Raw genomic sequence first — 12689 nt, forward strand, 5'->3', positions numbered from 1 at the left:
GGGCCATCTCGCCGAAGCGGCCAGGTGCGCAAGCGCAGGTCGTGGGAAGCGAATCGCGACACTGCGAGTTACGGGACCGCGGCCGTTCCCAGCCCGTGACAATTCCCGTCTGAGATAAATCCGTAGCCCGTCTCTGTCTACACGTGAGGTGACCGCCATGACCGACACGATCACACTACTGCTCCAGACGGGACCGCATCACGGACCACACGGCGGCGCGATGGGACCGTTCGGGGGCGGCGGAATGGAATTCGCCGCCCCCTGGGGCCTGCTGTGGATCGCCCTCTGGATCGGTCTCTTCACGGCGGGACTGTACTTGCTCGCCACGCGGACAGACAATCGGAACCCGAGCGAGCCGACAGATCCGGTGATCACGCTCGAACGACGGTACGCCCGCGGCGAGATCGACGAGGAGGAGTTCGACGAACGGCGGGCGAAGCTCCTCCACCGGACGCGGTCCTGACGCCGCAGTGCCCTCGCTGTCGGGTCGTCAGTGATCGTCGGTCCTCCCGCGCACCCCGCGAGCGCGAACCCGAGGGGACTTACCGGAGCGCGTCGACGGGCCGTGTAATGACCGACGACGTGCTCGACGAGCTGTTCGCCGTCATCGAGGACCGCAAGCAGAACCTCCCCGAGGACTCCTACACTGCCTCGCTGTTCGACCACGAGAAAGGCGAGAACGCCGTGCTGGAGAAGCTCGGCGAGGAGAGCACGGAACTACTGCTCGCCGCCAAAGACGACGACCGCGAGGAGATCGCCCACGAGTCCGCCGACATCGTCTACCACCTGCTCGTCCTGCTCGCGATGAAGGACATGGATCTCGCGGACCTGCGAGACGAGCTGGCCGAGCGACGGTAACTACTGTTCTCGCGGCTCGAAGCGGTGGCGGACGACTTCGCTGTCGTCGTCCCACTCGAACTCGTCGTGGACGCGGTTCAGCCGCTCGCGGTACGCGTCCAGATCCTCCGACCCCTCGCGCTGTGCGTCCTCGTCGGTGAGGTCGCCGAGCGTCCGTCGGGTCACGTCGGTCACTTCGAACGTCCGACCGTCGATCTCGAAGGTGTCGCCCTCGTCGGCGTACTCGTGTCCGCGGTGCATCTGGGTGATCGCTCCGTCGGCGGCCAGTTGCTGGACGTGCCCGTTCGGCAGGAGGTCGCTCGCGTCGATCTGCGCCATACCGAGAGTCGGGACGGGACCGGGAAAAGCGTGACTCCGGCGGGAGAACCCAGTGCGGCCGGTCAGTCGGCGAGGAGCGCCCCGATGGCGCCGCCGACGGCGCTGTCGAGCGCGAACACGAACGCGATGACGACGCCGACGACGAGCACGCCGAGCCCGCCGAAGACGCCGCCGATCGGACCGCCGAGTGCCCCGCCGAGCAGGCTCGCGATGGGCGCTGTGAGGACGACGAGGACGATACCGCCGAGCGCTCCGGCGAGCAGGCCGTGCCAGAGACCGCGACCGAGGTCGCCGCCGGCGAGGTAGCCGGCGACGAACCCCGCGATCAGGCCGGCACCGATGTGGCCGACCACCGGGACGAGGAAGGCGGCGATTCCGGCGACGATGCCGGCGACGAATCCCCAGACGACGGCGCTCCAGTCGGTCATACCACGGGCGTACACCGCCGGGCCTGATAGGCGTCCCGCAGGGATACGCCAGCAGGCGGACCGGCGTGCCACGTGAGCGGCGTACTCGCCGCGAGTAAACGGCCTTTTACGCGCCGGCCGTGTATCGGGGGGCAATGAGCCAACCGTTCGAGGACCTGCCGACGACGCCAACCGCCGAGGAGCTGGTGGACAAGGCGTTTTCGCGGGCCGCGCGCGCGGGGCGGGCCAAGAGCGGCCACGACGCCCCCCTGTCGATGCTGCAGACCGCTTCTAATATCGCCTCCGACAACCTGGAGAACGTCGTCACCGCCTGGCCCGACTTCGACGATCTGGACCCGTTCTACGAGGAACTGGCCGACGCCGTCATCGCGTCGAACACCACTGGCGAGGACGCCCCCGACATCGGCGGCATCGACGCCGTCCGCCAGCACCTCTCGGAGATCAACTGGGCGAGCCAGAAGACCTCCGAGATCCGCGACGAGTACCAGGGCCGGATCGCCACCGGCGACATCGACACCGCCCGCAAGCTCCGCAAGCAGGCGTTCGCCCGCATCGCCGACGTGGTCGAGGAAGTGGAGGACGACCTCGCCGCGGTCGGCGCCGCGCGAGACGATCTGAAAACCCTGCCCGACATCCGCCCCGACGAGCCGACCATCGTCGTCGCCGGCTACCCCAACGTCGGCAAGTCCACATTCGTCAACGCGGTGACGAACGCTCGCAACGAGACGGCCTCGTACCCGTTCACCACGACGGAAATTCGGGTCGGTCACTTCGACGACGGCCACATCCGCTACCAGATCGTCGACACCCCGGGCCTGCTCGACCGCGCGCCCGAGGAGCGCAACGACGTGGAGGCACAGGCCGCGAGCGCCGTCGAGCACCTCGCCGACGCCGTCCTCGTCCTCGTCGACGCCAGCGAGGAGTGCGGCTACCCGCTCGACCTGCAACTGGCGCTCCGCGACGACATCGAGGCCCGCTTCGACGTGCCGGTCCTCACCGTCTGCAACAAGTCCGACCGCTCGCGGGACGTCGAGGCCGACCTGTACATGAGCGTCACCGAGGACGACAACGTCGACGGCGTGCTCGACGCCGCCGTCGAGGCCGTCGACTACGAGCCGGAACTGCCCTACGACGGGCAGTAGCCGCCCGCGCCGATCTTCTGTCTGCGGAACTCGACGAATGAGAGAACAGGTCCGGCGTAGCGACCGGAACGTCCGGAGTACCGGCGAAGCGTCGAGACAGTAGGGGTCGAAACGGCGGGGAGCGTCAGAGAATGGAGCGCGGAGCGCAGCGGGGACCAACTCGATGGCGTCAGTGGAGACCGGAAAGAAGCGCCAGCGGGGACCAACTCGATGGCGTCAGCGGGGACTCCGGACGGGCCGCAGCGGGGTCTCGGGAGGGCCGTCAACGGGGACCGGGCCGAACGGCAGCGGGGGCGGGGACGGTTCGTTTCGACCGCTCGGTCACTCGGAACTCGTCTCGTAGACGACGTTGACCGAGGCGCTGACCGTCACCGGGCCGCTGTCGATGGAGGTGCCGCCACTGGCGTCGCCGGCCATCGCGGCGGTCTCGACGGAGTACGTCCGGGAGTGGTACTCCGTGGTGGAGACGCGGTCGACGCCGTTGATGCTCAGATCCTCGGCGGAGGCGATCGTGCTGGCCTCACCGCGGGCCGTGTCCATCGCCTTGTCGAGGGCCTCCTGGCGGAGTTCCTCGCGCTTGTCCGCCGAGAGGGTGAACTCGACGCCGTCGACCTCGTTGGCGCCGTTGGTCACGGCGGTGTCGATGACCTCACCGACGCTGTCGGGGTCCTCGACCGTGATGGCGAACGAGTGGACGGCGCGGTACTCGGGCTGTTCGGACTCGCCGCCGCCGTAGCGGCGGTTGGTCGAGATGTCGTAGTAGCCCGTGCGGATCTGGCTGCTGTCGACGCCCATCTCGTTCAGGGCGGTGCGCATCTGGCTGGCATTGCTCGAGAGCTGTTCGCGGACCGTCTCGATGTTGTCACCGGTCGCGACGATCCCGAGGTTGACCACCGCGCGGTCGGCCTGGGTCTGGACCTGCCCGGAGGCGCCGACGGTGATCGTGTTGCTCATGCTGTCCTGCTCGGCGGGCTGCTGTGCCTGGACCGGCGCGCCGCCGGACGTGAACGCCGCAGCGGCGCCCGCGGTTACCAGAAGCGCCGCGACGACGGCGACGCCAGCGATCGTGGCTCGTGAGTTCATGCGTCCGTCCCGACGACCCGCTATCAAATAGAGATCAGGTTAACTCAAACGCGTCTTTGAAGGATCGAAATCGGGCGTCTGACGCCCGTCAGACGGGCTCGTTCGGAGCCGTCGTTTCGAGATCGAGTGACGGACGGCTGTCACGCGGAGTCGACGACGACGTATCTGACGTGGGTCTCGACTTCGCGGTCGATCTCGCGCTCGACGGCGCGGTCGATGGGGTCGGCCATCCGCGGGTACTCCTGGTCCTCGACGCCGATCTCCACAGTGATAGCCACGGGGTGGTGCAGCAGGAAGTTGCTGCTCCGGTTGACCTCCAGAGAGATCAGTTCGGCGTTCGTCGCCGACGCGTTGATGGCGTCGGTGGTCGCGTCCTGGATGCGCTCTTCGGTCGTCGCGCCGCGGAAGGAGTCGTAGGTGACGCCGCCGAGGAACACCGACAGCATGACGATGGCGGCGACGAGGACGGCCACGCGGCGGATAGTCGCCCCGCGGGCCGTGTCGAGCTGGAACCAGTCGGTCGGCCGGTAGCCGCTGTAGCGGAGGATGACCAGTGCGGCGAGATTGATCGACAGCAGGTTCACCAGCACGAGGACGCTGGACCCGAAGGTGACGATCGGCTTGCCCCACGCGATACCGATGCCGACGGTGGCCGCCGGCGGGATGAGCGCGACGGCGATCATCACGCCCACGAGCGCCGAGGAGACGCCCGCCGTCAGCGACAGCGACCCCGCGACGCCCGCACCCAGCGCGACCACGAGCGAGAGGAAATCGGGATAGAGCCGACTGCGGACCTGCGGGATCGCGGTCACGTCGGTGTAGGGCGGGATCAGGTGGACGGTCTTGACGATCCACGCGAAGACGGCCGCGGCCGCGACGGAGACGACGACACCGATGGCCTGGAGTTTGACGCCCTCCGCGAACAGTTCGTTGTCGACGACGACAGTCCCGACGCTCGCGGCCATCGCGGGGCCGATGAGCGGCGCGATCACCATCGAGCCGACGACGACCGCCGGCGAGTTCAGTAGCAGGCCCGCGGTCGCGATGACGGCGCTGACGACCGTCATCACGATGTAGGTCGGCATCGCCATGAGGAGGTCCTCGGCGGCCGTGACGAGTTCCTCGCGGGCGATCCGGTCGGTGTCTTCCTCCTCGGCGAATCGCTCCTCGAGCGCCTCGAAGTCCCTGGAGACGACCGTCTCGGCGTCCAGCACGACGGTGTAGGTGCTCTCGTCGATGCCGGCCGTCCGGAGGGTATCCAGCACCGGCTCGACCGCGTTCGTCGGGAGCGGGACGTAGGCCACGGCGGCGTAGGATCGCTCGCTGGTCTCGTCCGTGACGATGTAGTCGACGTCCTCGTCGTCGAGCGCGCGGGTTACCGCTTCCCGCTTGCCGGTCGGGATCGTGATCTGGACGAGACGCACGTCCCACGGATGAACCAGCAACGGCAAATATGCTGGGGTCTGCCCCTCCGGGCGTCGATCCCGACCGGCGGATCGGCGGTATCGCTTCCGGATCCGAGAGCCGAAAGTTTTTGCCATCGATCGACATAGCGTCTCGCATGCGACGCGACGACCGCGACGACCCCTTCGACGAGTTCTTCCGGGAGATAGAGCGGATGATGAACGACGTGATGGACGACGCGCGCGCTCGCGGCGGCTCGAACGCCGGCGCCGGCCCGTCCGACCCCAGCGGGGCGGACGTCCACCTCGACGTCTACGAGGAAGACGATCAGCTGCGGGTCGTCGCGGACGTCCCCGGCGTCGACAAGGAGGACATCGACCTCCGCTGCGACGGCGAAGTGCTCACCCTCGACGCCGCGGGCGCCGCCCGCGAGTACCACGAGCGCGTCCGCCTGCCGACGCGGGTCGACGAGCACTCCGCCTCGGCGTCGTACAACAACGGCATCCTCGAAGTGACGTTCGACCGCGCCGACGACTCGGCCAACATCGACCTGTCGTAGTCGCGCCCGGTCGCTGCTCCCGGAACCCACCGGCTCGTCTCTCGTCGTTACCCGTCTGTCTCCCGTGACGGCTCCTCTCCGTCTAGCGACGGCCACAAAGTACAGGACAGGCCCGTCCGCACGGTCGACCATGACCGGTTCCGTCGACGACCCCGCGGACGCCTTCGCGGCCCTCGGCGACGAGACGCGCCTCGACATCTTGCGGGCGCTGGCCGACGCCGATGGACCGCTCCCGTTCTCCCGTCTCCGCGAGCGCGCAGGCGTCCGCGACTCCGGCCGCTTCAGTTACCACCTCCGCCGGCTCTGCGAGTACTTCGTGCGCGAGACCGACGAGGGCTACGAACTCGGCCACGCCGGCAGTCGCATCGTCGCGACGGCGGCCGCTGCAGACGAACCGACTCCTGACCAGGCGTCGGTCGACACGGAAGAGTGTCCCGTCTGCGGTGAGTCCGACTGTCAGAAGCTGTTCCACGTCCACCTCTCGCCGTCGTTGGGGTGAGGGATAACCGATCACGACGTCGAGGATTCGGGCGTATACTCGTGGAGTGTCGCGACTACCCGGTCGACGAGCGAGTCAGCAAGCGCTCCTTGCTGTCTATCGAACGCGGCGTGTTTGATCGTCGCGACGTACCACGGCGAGACGTAGGCTTGTTTCGCAGACCCGCCTGCGGTCCACGCGTCGTCGGTGACGGGGATGCCCTCGTCGTGGGCCTGGGTCGTCATCGCGACGCAGATGCATTCTTCGTCCGCAAACGGGTGGCTGTCGGTGCTGAGAATCAGCCAGGGTCGATACGCCGGGGTGTCTTTGTGCGGTGCGGGTCCCCAGTGGACGTCGCCCCGCGAAGGCATCTACGCGTCCTCCGACTCGTCGAGACCGGGGCCCCACTCTGCCGGGTCCTCGGCACCGAGTCGATCGCTCGCCGCACGGGCCACGTGCGCACTCTCGAGTGCTCGGGAGACGTCGGTATCCGGTGCGAGCGCCCAGTACTCTCCACGGTGTCGGACGAGCCCGCTGTCCTCCAGTCGGCTCAGCACGACCCCGATGCTTCCTCGAGGGATGCCGGTCTCCATCCTGATCTCCTTCGGCGTGAACGCCTGATCGTCGTGCTCACTGAGGAACGAGAGCACCCGCTCCGCGTTAGTCGGACCGCTCCCAGTCGCCCGGAGTTCGGATTCCGGTGCTTCCTCGAACTCCTCGACGTCGATGGGCATTGTAATCACTGTCACTACGTAACTGAACGTAATAGTCCCGGCGGTGAATACCCTCGGTACGGCCCCAGTAGCGCCACAGACTGTGTCGACTGCGTCGACGGTGTCGCCGTGGCATCAAAACTACCATACCACCTCGCGCCGACGCTCTCGATAGCAAACGGTGGTTCCAGTGCCCAAGAAACAGGAATACACAGGCGATTACGACGACAAGACGCTGTACATCCCCGGTCCGACCGAAGTCCGCGAGGACGTCATCGACGAGATGGCCCAGCCGATGTTCGGCCACCGGATGGACCGCATGACCGACCTCTACACGACTATCGTCGAGGACACGAAGGAGTTCCTCGACACCGACCACGAGGTCGTCATCCTCACCGCCTCCGGCACGGAGTTCTGGGAGGCCTCGACGCTCAACCTCGTCGACGAGAACATCCTCGTGCCGACCTGCGGGAGCTTCAGCGAGCGCCACGCCAACGTCGCCGAACGGCTCGGCAAGGACGTCGACCGCCTCGAGTACGACTGGGGCGAGGCGATCAAACCCGAGGACATCCGCGCGGAACTCGAAAACAGCGACAAGCACTACGACGTGGTCGCGACGGTCATGAACGAATCGTCGACCGGCGTCCGCAACCCCATCGAGGAGATCGGCGACGTCGTCGCCGAGTACCCGGACACCTACTTCGTCGTCGACGCCGTCTCCGCGCTGGGCGGCGACTACGTCGACATCGACGAGCACAACATCGACGTCATCTTCGCCTCGACGCAGAAGGCGTTCGCGATGCCGCCGGGACTCGCCGTCTGCGTCGTCAGCGACGAGGCCTACGACCGCGAACTGGAGAAAGAGTCGGCGTCGTGGTACGGCGGCTTCCAGCGAACGCTCGACTACTACGAGCGGAAGGGTCAGACCCACTCGACGCCCGCCATCCCGGTCATGCTCGCCTACCGCAAGCAGATGAAGCACATGCTCGAGGAGGGCCACCGCGCTCGCGACCAGCGCCACCAGGAGATGACCGAGTACGTCCACGACTGGGCTCGCGAGCACTTCGATCTGTTCGCGGAGGAGGGGTACCGCTCCCAGACGGTCTCCTGCATCGAGAACACGCAGGACATCGACGTCGCCGCGACCATCGAGGAGGTCTCGGAGAAGTACGACTTCGTGTTCTCCAACGGGTACGGCTCCCAGCTCGGCGAAAAGACGTTCCGCATCGGGCACATGGGCGAACACGATCTGGAGAGCATCAAGGAACTCACCGACGCCATCGAAGACGTGGCCGAACTGTAGTCGGCATCGATCCCAGACGGGCCGGACCGGGTCGCGTGCTTGGCGATCCTGTCGCCCGAGCGTTCGCGTCTCCAGCGGTTTCGCCGACGTGACGTCGACAGACAGCAGATGTTAAAATTTTAATACATTCATATGAATTACAATACGCTGTGAACGTCGAATCGAAACGTGTAGTTAGCGAGGAGCTCTGGCGGAGTGTCGTCTGGATCGCCGTCGGTCTGGTCGGCTGGTCGCTGATCATCTCCTCGACCGACCGGATCGACGCCAGCGCGCTCACCGCACTCGGGTTGCCGCTGGCCACCTGGGCAGTCCTGACGCTCTCGATGATCGGGATCCGGCTGGCGACGGGGATGGAACTCAAAGTCGAGACCGAGAGCGGGCGCTACCTCATGTGGTTCCTCGGGCTCGTCGTCGGCGCGTTCGTCGTCCTGTGGCTGATCCTCATCCGCTCGCAGCCGTGGACGCTGCTCGGGGCGTACGTCGTCGGCTCCGCGGTCGGGACGCTCGTCTGGCGGGAGTACATCGAGCGAGCGGGCTGACCGCGGATCTTCCTCGGGACCGCCGGCCCGGCACGGACGTATAGGGGGCTGGAGCACCTAGCGGAGGGTGATGCCCGACGCCGAACCCGTCCGCTGGGAGTACGAGACGCTTCGTCCGCCGCGGGACGAGACGCGAAAGGAGGCCGACGACCCGCAGGCGGAGCTGAACGAACTCGGCGCGGAGGGGTGGGAACTCGCCGCGACCGTCGACTACGAGGGGGGCGGCACCAAGTACCTCGTGTTCAAGCGACCGGCGCGAGCCGGCGACTGACATGACCGACGACGGGGAGACCGGGACCGCCGACACGATGCGCGAGCGGGCCGGCGAGAGTCGGACGAAACTCTGGCTGCTGGTGGGGATGAACCGACTCGCTCTCACCGCCGCTCTGACTGGCGCCGTGTTCGTCGCCTTCGTCCTGTTCGTCGCCGTCCTCTCGCCGCCGTTCGCCCAGCAGATACGGTCGGGAGACACGATCGAGACGATGTTCTCGACGATGATCACCGCCGTCGTGACCGGGGCGACGTTCGTCGTCTCCCTCGGTCAACTCGTGCTCACCCAGGAGGAGGGACCGCTCGGCGACCAGCACGAGCGCATGAGCAACTCGATGGATTTCCGGGACTTCACGGAGGAGCTGATCGGGTCGCCGAGTCCCCCGACCCCCTCCGAGTTCCTCGCGGAGATCATCGAGGTGACGGCCCAGCGCGCGGAGGCGCTCCGCGACTCGCTAGAAGGGACGGACGACCACGTCTTCCGCGAAGAGGTGAACGAGTTCGCCGACAGCGTCGTCGGGAACGCCGAGGCCGTGACCGATCAGCTCGACGACGCCCAGTTCGGCTCGTTCGACGTGGTCTTCGCCGCCCTGAACTTCAACTACAGCTGGAAGATCTTTCAGGTCGAGCGCATCGCAAACGAGTACGAGGGCGAACTCGATGCGGACCAGCGGGAACTGCTCGCGGACCTGAAGGCGGCGCTGTCGCTGTTCGCCCCGGCGCGCGAGCACGTCAAGACGCTCTACTTCCAGTGGGCGCTGATCGAACTCTCGCAGTTGATCCTCTACGCGGCGGTCCCTGCCCTCGCCGTCTCGGGGATCATGCTCGCGGTCGTCGACGCCGGGACGTTCCCCGGGACCACGTTCGGCATCGACACCATCATCCTCGTGGTGGGCGGGGCGTTCGCGGTGACGCTCGTCCCGTTCCTGCTGTTCGTCTCCTATCTGCTACGCATCCTCACCGTCACGAAGCGGACGCTCGCCATCGAACCGCTGATCCTGCGGGATTCACAGCGGTAGGCGGCCGCCGCGAACGTCGGGTCGGACGCCCGACCGTCGGCTGGACAGTCCCGTCCATCGATCGAACATGTTCGCCCGCGTTGCCGGCCGACGAGAGCCGGGGAGGGTGACGTAAGTGACGCGACCGAAGCGGCGCATATGAGAGTCACGCGAGCCACGATCGCGAAGGCCCTCGCGGCGGCCTTCGTGTTCAACCTGATCGTGATGGCAGGGGGTGCCTGGCTGGCCTACCAGGAGGCGCCGCCGATTCCCGAGAAGGTCGTCGGACCCGACGGCCAGACGGTCATGACCGGTGAGGACGTCCGGGAGGGCAAGAAGGCCTTCCAGCGGGACGGGCTGATGAACCACGGGTCGATACTGGGCAACGGTGCGTACTACGGCGCCGACTACACCGCCGACACGCTCGACCTGAAAGTCGAGCACATGCGCGATTACTACGCCGACGAGCGCTACGGCGGCGAGTACGAGTCGCTCGACTCCGCCGAGCAGGCCGCCGTCGACGACGACGTCCAGTCCGATCTGGACGGCACCTACGACGGCGGCGCCATCGAGTACTCCGCGGCCGAGACCTACGCCCACGAGCAGGTCAGAGAAGAGTACGTCGAGCGCTACCACGAGGGCGACCACGAGCGCGGCGTCCCCGTCGACATGATCGACTCCGAGGAGGAGGCCCGCCAGTTCGCCGACTTCGCGCTGTGGACGGCCTGGTTCTCCCACACTGACCGGCCCGGCGCCGACCACTCCTACACGAACGACTGGCCCTACCAGCCGACCGCCGGCAACGACGCCACCGCCGCCGCGATGACCTGGAGCGTCATCGCGATGGTCCTGCTCGTCGGCGGCGCCGGCGCGGGCATCTGGCTCTACAAGTCCGTCGAACTCCCCGAACCGTCCGCCGAGGGCATCTCCGTGCCGAAACCTGCGGACGTGAGCGTCTTCCCGAGCCAGCGGGCGGCGATGCGGTTCGTCCCGGTCGCGGCCGGGTTGTTCCTCGCGCAGGTGTTGCTCGGTGGACTGCTCGCGCACTTCTACATCGAGCGGGCCGGCTTCTTCGGCGTCGAGGAGATATTCGGCGTCTCCATCCTCCAGGTGTTGCCCTTCGCCATCGCGAAGACGTGGCACATCGACCTGGGGATCCTCTGGATCGCAGCGACGTGGCTGGGCGCTGGGCTGTTCCTCCCGCCGCTTTTGACCGGCCACGAGCCCAAGCGCCAGTCGACGTTCGTCAACGGGCTGCTCGGCGCCATCGTCGTCGTCACCGTCGGCGGCCTCGCCGGCATCTGGCTCGGCTCGAACGGCTACCTCGACGGCGCGCTGTGGTGGCTCGTCGGCAACGAGGGCCTGGAGTACCTCGAAGTCGGGAAGGTCTGGCAGGTCGGCCTGCTGGTCGGCTTCGTCACGTGGGCCGCTCTCTCGATCCGGGGCCTCAAGCCGATGCTCGACCGCGAGCCCGTCTACGGCCTCGCGCACATGATCCTCTACGCCGGCGGCTCCATCGCCCTGCTGTTCACGGCCGGGTTCCTGTTCACCCCCGATACCAACATCGCCGTCACCGAGTTCTGGCGCTGGTGGGTCGTCCACATGTGGGTCGAGGGCGCCTTCGAGTTCTTCATCGTCGCCATCGTCGGCCTGACGCTGGTCTCGATGAACCTCCTCACCCGCCGCAGCGCCGAGAAGGCGGTCATGCTGCAGGCGCTGCTGGTCATGTCGACGGGCGTCATCGGCGTTTCCCACCACTACTGGTGGGTCGGGATGCCCGACCTGTGGGTGCCCATCGGGAGCGTCTTCTCGACGCTTGAGCTGATCCCGCTCGTGTTCATCCTCTACGAGGCCATCGGCCAGTACCGCGCGATGGCCGGCGGCGGGGAGACGTTCCCCTACAAGCTCCCGTTCATGTTCATCGTCGCCAGCGGGGTCTGGAACTTCGTGGGCGCCGGCGTCCTCGGCTTCTTCATCAACCTCCCGCTGATCAACTACTACGAGCACGGCACCTACCTCACGGTCGGCCACGCCCACGCGGCCATGTTCGGCGCGTTCGGCTTCCTCGCGCTGGGGATGGTCACCTACATGCTCCGCATCTCGATCCGTCCCGAACGCTGGGACGGCTCGTGGCTGCGCGGCGCGTTCTGGCTGTGGAACGTCGGCCTCGCGCTGATGGTGTTCATCTCCGTGCTCCCGGTCGGCTTCCTGCAACTGGAGGCCATCTTCACCGAGAGCTACGCCGCCGGTCGGAGCCTCGCGTTCTACAACCAGCCCATCGTCCAGAACCTCTTCTGGGCGCGCCTGCCCGGCGACACGATGATCATCGCCGGCACCGCGCTGTTCGCCGCTGACCTGGTCCGCAAACGGTTCGTCCTGCGCGGGACCGCCGACGACCCCGACGTCGACGACATGGCCGTCGCCGAAGGGATCCTCGGCGACGACTGATTGGGGCAGGGCGACGTCCCCCGAATATCGTTCTTGATTCTATAGAGCGATCGGTGTTTTCGGACACTGTACTACACACTCAATCATGCCGTAGTTATCAGATCAGAAATTGGGGGAGATACGAATAAAGGACCGGTCACGAAACGGG

At 66.9% G+C, this 12689-nt stretch carries 16 protein-coding genes; 10 read left to right on the forward strand and 6 right to left on the reverse strand.

Going from position 1 to position 12689, the window contains the following annotated elements; translation table 11 throughout:
- The first annotated feature begins 157 nt into the window (after positions 1-157).
- A complete protein-coding gene (locus AB2U09_RS20085; RefSeq protein WP_459194525.1) occupies positions 158-463 on the forward strand; it encodes an SHOCT domain-containing protein in 306 nt (101 codons plus the stop codon).
- A 107-nt stretch (positions 464-570) separates the two neighbouring features.
- Entirely contained in the window at positions 571-858 is a 288-nt protein-coding gene (hisE, locus tag AB2U09_RS20090; RefSeq protein ID WP_459194526.1) for a phosphoribosyl-ATP diphosphatase, read from the forward strand.
- On the opposite strand, the gene AB2U09_RS20095 is transcribed toward hisE, so the two are convergent.
- A complete protein-coding gene (locus tag AB2U09_RS20095) occupies positions 859-1176 on the reverse strand; it encodes an ASCH domain-containing protein (protein ID WP_459194527.1) in 318 nt (105 codons plus the stop codon).
- A 62-nt stretch (positions 1177-1238) separates the two neighbouring features.
- Positions 1239-1604 carry a DUF5518 domain-containing protein gene (locus tag AB2U09_RS20100; protein ID WP_459194528.1) on the reverse strand — a complete coding sequence of 122 codons (366 nt, stop codon included), beginning with the start codon at positions 1602-1604 and terminating at the stop codon, positions 1239-1241.
- A gap of 134 nt (positions 1605-1738) precedes the next feature.
- Between AB2U09_RS20100 and AB2U09_RS20105 the strand changes: the two genes are divergently transcribed.
- A complete protein-coding gene (locus tag AB2U09_RS20105) occupies positions 1739-2746 on the forward strand; it encodes an NOG1 family protein (RefSeq protein WP_459194529.1) in 1008 nt (335 codons plus the stop codon).
- 321 nt (positions 2747-3067) lie between these two features.
- On the opposite strand, the gene AB2U09_RS20110 is transcribed toward AB2U09_RS20105, so the two are convergent.
- Both AB2U09_RS20110 and AB2U09_RS20115 read right to left on the reverse strand, forming a co-directional pair.
- On the reverse strand, positions 3068-3829 hold the full coding sequence (locus tag AB2U09_RS20110; protein WP_459194530.1) for an SIMPL domain-containing protein: 762 nt from the start codon (positions 3827-3829) through the stop codon (positions 3068-3070).
- Between the two features lie 140 nt (positions 3830-3969).
- Positions 3970-5253, reverse strand: coding sequence for a TIGR00341 family protein (locus AB2U09_RS20115; protein ID WP_459194531.1), 1284 nt, complete (start codon positions 5251-5253; stop codon positions 3970-3972).
- Between the two features lie 137 nt (positions 5254-5390).
- Between AB2U09_RS20115 and AB2U09_RS20120 the strand changes: the two genes are divergently transcribed.
- Both AB2U09_RS20120 and AB2U09_RS20125 read left to right on the forward strand, forming a co-directional pair.
- Positions 5391-5792 (forward strand): Hsp20/alpha crystallin family protein, encoded by a 402-nt coding sequence (locus AB2U09_RS20120; RefSeq protein ID WP_459194532.1) that lies wholly within the window; start codon positions 5391-5393, stop codon positions 5790-5792.
- A gap of 130 nt (positions 5793-5922) precedes the next feature.
- Positions 5923-6291: an ArsR/SmtB family transcription factor gene (locus AB2U09_RS20125; protein ID WP_459194533.1), complete on the forward strand. Its 369-nt coding sequence runs from the start codon at positions 5923-5925 to the stop codon at positions 6289-6291.
- An 11-nt stretch (positions 6292-6302) separates the two neighbouring features.
- Here AB2U09_RS20125 and AB2U09_RS20130 read toward each other — a convergent pair whose 3' ends face one another.
- Both AB2U09_RS20130 and AB2U09_RS20135 read right to left on the reverse strand, forming a co-directional pair.
- Positions 6303-6641: a type II toxin-antitoxin system PemK/MazF family toxin gene (locus AB2U09_RS20130; protein WP_459194534.1), complete on the reverse strand. Its 339-nt coding sequence runs from the start codon at positions 6639-6641 to the stop codon at positions 6303-6305.
- Complete coding sequence (locus AB2U09_RS20135; RefSeq protein ID WP_459194535.1) at positions 6642-7004, reverse strand: MarR family transcriptional regulator; 363 nt, start codon at positions 7002-7004, stop codon at positions 6642-6644.
- A 169-nt stretch (positions 7005-7173) separates the two neighbouring features.
- On the opposite strand from AB2U09_RS20135, the gene AB2U09_RS20140 reads away from it, so the two are divergent.
- The 5 genes from AB2U09_RS20140 (at position 7174) to AB2U09_RS20160 (ending at position 12541) form a co-directional block, all read left to right on the forward strand.
- Positions 7174-8286 (forward strand): pyridoxal-phosphate-dependent aminotransferase family protein, encoded by a 1113-nt coding sequence (locus tag AB2U09_RS20140; protein WP_459194536.1) that lies wholly within the window; start codon positions 7174-7176, stop codon positions 8284-8286.
- Positions 8287-8435: 149 nt separating this feature from the next.
- Complete coding sequence (locus tag AB2U09_RS20145; protein ID WP_459194537.1) at positions 8436-8825, forward strand: hypothetical protein; 390 nt, start codon at positions 8436-8438, stop codon at positions 8823-8825.
- A 70-nt stretch (positions 8826-8895) separates the two neighbouring features.
- Entirely contained in the window at positions 8896-9096 is a 201-nt protein-coding gene (gene sp36, locus AB2U09_RS20150; RefSeq protein WP_459194538.1) for a Sp36 family protein, read from the forward strand.
- Position 9097: 1 nt separating this feature from the next.
- The gene (locus tag AB2U09_RS20155) at positions 9098-10114 is read left to right on the forward strand and encodes a DUF7972 family membrane protein (protein WP_459194539.1); all 1017 of its coding nucleotides are present in this window, start codon (positions 9098-9100) and stop codon (positions 10112-10114) included.
- Between the two features lie 138 nt (positions 10115-10252).
- Positions 10253-12541: a nitric-oxide reductase large subunit gene (locus AB2U09_RS20160; protein ID WP_459194540.1), complete on the forward strand. Its 2289-nt coding sequence runs from the start codon at positions 10253-10255 to the stop codon at positions 12539-12541.
- Positions 12542-12689 lie beyond the last annotated feature (148 nt).

This window comes from Halosimplex yunnanense, from assembly GCF_054504345.1.

What these genes read in the sequence shown, in the direction of transcription:
- AB2U09_RS20085 (WP_459194525.1), top strand. Translation starts at nt 158, where the DNA reads ATGACCGACACGATCACACTACTGCTCCAGACGGGACCGCATCACGGA.
- hisE (WP_459194526.1), top strand. Translation starts at nt 571, where the DNA reads ATGACCGACGACGTGCTCGACGAGCTGTTCGCCGTCATCGAGGACCGC.
- AB2U09_RS20095 (WP_459194527.1), bottom strand. Translation starts at nt 1,176, where the DNA reads ATGGCGCAGATCGACGCGAGCGACCTCCTGCCGAACGGGCACGTCCAG.
- AB2U09_RS20100 (WP_459194528.1), bottom strand. Translation starts at nt 1,604, where the DNA reads ATGACCGACTGGAGCGCCGTCGTCTGGGGATTCGTCGCCGGCATCGTC.
- AB2U09_RS20105 (WP_459194529.1), top strand. Translation starts at nt 1,739, where the DNA reads ATGAGCCAACCGTTCGAGGACCTGCCGACGACGCCAACCGCCGAGGAG.
- AB2U09_RS20110 (WP_459194530.1), bottom strand. Translation starts at nt 3,829, where the DNA reads ATGAACTCACGAGCCACGATCGCTGGCGTCGCCGTCGTCGCGGCGCTT.
- AB2U09_RS20120 (WP_459194532.1), top strand. Translation starts at nt 5,391, where the DNA reads ATGCGACGCGACGACCGCGACGACCCCTTCGACGAGTTCTTCCGGGAG.
- AB2U09_RS20125 (WP_459194533.1), top strand. Translation starts at nt 5,923, where the DNA reads ATGACCGGTTCCGTCGACGACCCCGCGGACGCCTTCGCGGCCCTCGGC.
- AB2U09_RS20130 (WP_459194534.1), bottom strand. Translation starts at nt 6,641, where the DNA reads ATGCCTTCGCGGGGCGACGTCCACTGGGGACCCGCACCGCACAAAGAC.
- AB2U09_RS20135 (WP_459194535.1), bottom strand. Translation starts at nt 7,004, where the DNA reads ATGCCCATCGACGTCGAGGAGTTCGAGGAAGCACCGGAATCCGAACTC.
- sp36 (WP_459194538.1), top strand. Translation starts at nt 8,896, where the DNA reads ATGCCCGACGCCGAACCCGTCCGCTGGGAGTACGAGACGCTTCGTCCG.
- AB2U09_RS20155 (WP_459194539.1), top strand. Translation starts at nt 9,098, where the DNA reads ATGACCGACGACGGGGAGACCGGGACCGCCGACACGATGCGCGAGCGG.
- AB2U09_RS20160 (WP_459194540.1), top strand. Translation starts at nt 10,253, where the DNA reads ATGAGAGTCACGCGAGCCACGATCGCGAAGGCCCTCGCGGCGGCCTTC.